The sequence below is a fragment of the Parafannyhessea sp. genome (genome assembly GCF_051876455.1).
Taxonomy (GTDB): domain Bacteria; phylum Actinomycetota; class Coriobacteriia; order Coriobacteriales; family Atopobiaceae; genus Parafannyhessea.
Map to the genome: position 1 here is coordinate 1 of NZ_JBJEHW010000082.1, position 3,643 is coordinate 3,643.

Annotated in this window: 3 protein-coding genes; all 3 read right to left on the minus strand. The window is 65.1% G+C overall.

The genetic code is table 11. The annotated features are described in order from the left end of the window. A partial coding sequence (locus ACI38Z_RS03760; protein ID WP_439788850.1) for an MBOAT family O-acyltransferase occupies positions 1 to 1,585 on the minus strand: 1,585 nt, incomplete at its 3' end. Positions 1,586 to 1,661: 76 nt separating this feature from the next. After that, positions 1,662 to 2,789, minus strand: a complete 1,128-nt coding sequence (locus tag ACI38Z_RS03765) for a glycosyltransferase (RefSeq protein ID WP_439788851.1) — start codon at positions 2,787 to 2,789, stop codon at positions 1,662 to 1,664. Between the two features lie 156 nt (positions 2,790 to 2,945). Next, a partial coding sequence (locus ACI38Z_RS03770) for a J domain-containing protein (RefSeq protein WP_439788852.1) occupies positions 2,946 to 3,643 on the minus strand: 698 nt, incomplete at its 5' end.

Sequence of the window (3,643 nt, forward strand, 5' to 3'; positions counted from 1 at the left end):
AGTTTGCATAGAGGAAGCCACCCCCGTTCGTAACCGTGTAGGGGAACGCCAGGACGACGAGCACGAAGCAGAGACCGTAGGCCAAGGCCCTGACGGGCAGCCTCACGGCGAGGAGCTCCGAGCGGACGTCGTGCCCCGTCTCGTACAGGAGGCTGATCACGAACACGACGACGCAGGCCAGGATCGTGATCTTGGGGAAGCCGAGCGTGGAGGCCCGCGAGACGCCGCGTGCCGCGAGGGCCGTGGCGATCGGGACGGAGTTGAAGTTGAAGAGCGTGTTGTGCAGACAGATGCCAAGCGCACCGATGTTGGTGATGCAGTCGAAGTAGCGGCCCACCTGGACCACGAGGAACGTCCTGACGACGGCGAACACGTGGAAGCCACGGGACTCGCGGTTGACGTGGAGCACGCGCGCGAGCGCCGCGAAGGCGGGCGCCAGGAGGTCCGCCAGGGCTACGATAACGCCGTTGTAGAGGCCCCACAGCACGTAGTGCCACTCCGCGCCGTGCCAGAGTCCCACGCAGAGGAACACCACGATGTTGGCGATGCAGGCGGGAAGCGTGCGGCCGGCGTGGCGGCCCATGTGCTTGGTTGCCCACTTGCCAAAGTTTTGCAGCGGCGTGAGGAGCGCGAACGGATAGAACACGTAGTCGCGCATCCATGCGCCGAGGGACATGTGCCACCTGCGCCAGAAGTCGGAGAGCGAGACGCTGAAGTAGGGCTGGCGGAAGTTCTGGGCCATCTCGACCCCAAAGAGCTCGGACACGCCCTCGACGATGTCGATGCCGCCGCTGAAGTCCGCGTACATGTAGATGGAGTACACGATGATGCCCAGGACGATTACGTTGCCGGGCGTGTGCACGTTGATGCCGCTAAAGATGGAGTAGTAGACGGGAAAGAGCAGGTTGGCGATGGCCACCTTCTTGAAGACGCCGTAGGCCAGCCTGAGCGCCGCGCGCCGGCAGTTCACGTCCTGCACGCGGCGGCTCCTGAGCAGCACCTCCCCCGTCTGCTCGTACTTGTTGATGGGTCCCTGGATGAGCTGGGGAAACCAGCTCACGAACAGCAGGTACTTGGCGAAGTTCTCCTGCGGGGAGAAGCGCCCGTTGTACGCGTCGATCAGGTATCCCAGGGACTGGAAGGTGAAGAACGAGATGCCCAGCGGCAGCAGGATGCCAAGCGAGCGCGGGTTGGCCGCGAGCCCAAAGTTGAAGAGAATGACATTGAAGTACTTTACGTAGCCCAACACCAGCAGGCAGGCCACGAGCGCCAGCACGAGGGCGACACGCTTCTTGTGCAGGTAGCGGGCCTTGATGGCCTTCTTCTGCTTCCGGTCCGAGCAGGCCTTGCGCTCCGTCTTACAGTTGGCGTCGCATGAGCCCAGGTAGCGCGCCGCGACCCACGTCACGAGCGACGCGTACGCGATGAAGCCAAGCGCCTGCACGCCGCCGGCTATGCAATAGAAGGCGAGACTCGCGATGAGCAGCACGACCCACTGTCCCCTGCCGGCCACCGCGCCCACCACGTAGTAGGTCACGAAGCATGCGGCAAGGAACAGCGCAAAGGCAAGCGAGAAGAGCTCCATGCGGTACGGGGGCCTCCTTTGGGACGCGCGTCGCGACAACGCCGCGACGCCCACGAACATTCGGTTCTTGTTGGCGCTACTTCTTGTTGTGGACCATCTTGTCGCGCACGGTCATGACGCCGTGGCGGACGGTGAGCCCGGCAACCTTGCCGACGCCAAAGGCGTCGACGGTGGCCTTGGCGCTGCCCAGCAGGTAGGCGCTCCTGGCGAGGACCGCGTGCCTAGGCATGGGCCTGCCCATGAGCTCGCAGTAGCGGCGCAGGCGCACGAGCGGCAGCTCGGACATGCGCTCCACGATCCTGGGGTCCATCATGCCAAAGATACGCTTCTCGTTCTCCACCACGAGCGGGTTGTCCACGCCGTCGTCGTACTCGGCGCCGTACGCATAGGTGAAGCCGCGGTCGTAGTGCGCTGCGATGATGCCCTCGTCCTTGACGCCGATGCGCTTCATGATGTCGAGCATGGTGACCCAGCGGTCGAACGGGCGGGTCACGAGGTCCTTGGTCTTGTGGTGACGCGTGCTGTCCGGCAGGTCGATGCGGTAGTTGTAGTAGCAGTTGTTGAGGTAGACGATGGACTCCGCCTGGCACATCGTCTCGATGAGGAAGGGGTTGTCCGCCCAGCCGGCACCAGGGTACTCGATGAAGCGGATGCCCTTCTCGTTCAGGAAGTCGCGACGGTAGATGGCCGACCAGATGGAGGGGTGCGTGGAGATGAGCGTGGGGCGGTCCTTGAGGGTGAAGGGCCTCTCGCTCGTGATCATGCGCGAGGCGAGCGGGCACGGGGCCGTGAGCGTGGTGCTTGGGTCGTCCCAGAGCGAGACCTCGGTCCACGGGCACTTGATGATGTCGATCTTCTGGTCAAAGGTGGAGGCGAAGTCGAGCATCTCCTGGTACATGGGGAGGTCGAGGTAGTCGTCCGGCTCCACGATGGAGACCCAGCGGCCCGTGGCCATCTGGAGGCCGCGGTTGCAGCCGGCGCCGTAGCCGCCGTTCTCCTTGTGGACCGCCCTGATGCGCGGGTCGCGCGCCGCGTACTCGTCGATGATCGCGGGCGAGCCGTCCGTGCAGCCGTCATCGATCAGGATGATCTCCAGGCCCTTGTGCGTCTGGTTGCAGATGCTGTCAAGGCACTGGCGCAGGAACTTCTGCGCGTTGTAGATAGGCACGATCACGGAGACCAGGGAGCTGGCGTCGTCGAGCATTCGATCCTCCACATCAGGTATGCGTCACGGGGCGAGCGCGCCCCAAGTCAAGACTCTACTAGTGACATGGTATCCCAGCGGCGCGAATGGTCCCAAAGTACAAAGATTTACCCGAGAAGGGCACCCGCCGCACGGGATGCCGCTGCCAGGTGGCGCCTACCTCGCGTGGCGCGACGCCCCTGCGCCCGCGGCGGGGCCGCTCCCCCACTGGCCACAGCGCTTGAGCATGTCCATGCGCGCCTGCACGTACCACTCCTCCGCGGCGTTGCCCACGCGACGCGCGATGCTGTCCGCCAGGCCCATGCCAAAGGTGGAGAGCAGCGCGTCCAGCACCACGAGCGCGCCAAGCGCCAGCAGCGCGTAGTGCTGCCAGCCCGCGTGGTGTGCAAGCCCCATGCTCGCGAGCAGCACACCCAGCGGCAGGATGAGGGGCCCGTACCACTGCTTCTGGATCAGGTTCGTGAGCTCGGACGCGTACGAGCCGCTGCGACGCACCTCAACGTGCACGCCCGTCGCGAGCGTCGCGATGCCATTGAGCCCCTCGCGCACCACGCCGGAGATATGGCCTGTGAACAGCTCGTACACGAGCAGGTACGTGGGATAGATCGTGGCGCAGATGAGCGGCAGCCAGTCGCCCAGCGTGTGGAAGCGCGCGATCCTTGCCATGCCGTCGTGCCCGTTCACAAAGGGGAACGTGTTCCACCACAGCAGGGCGAGAAGTGCGATGAACACCAGCCGCAGGAACACCGGACCCAGCAGGAAGCGACGGAGCCGGTGCGTCCCAGGCGCCGCGTCGACTGCGTCGTTTGCGGCCTTCTCCGCCACCGCGGAGCGCGGGTTGCCGTGCTCGTCCC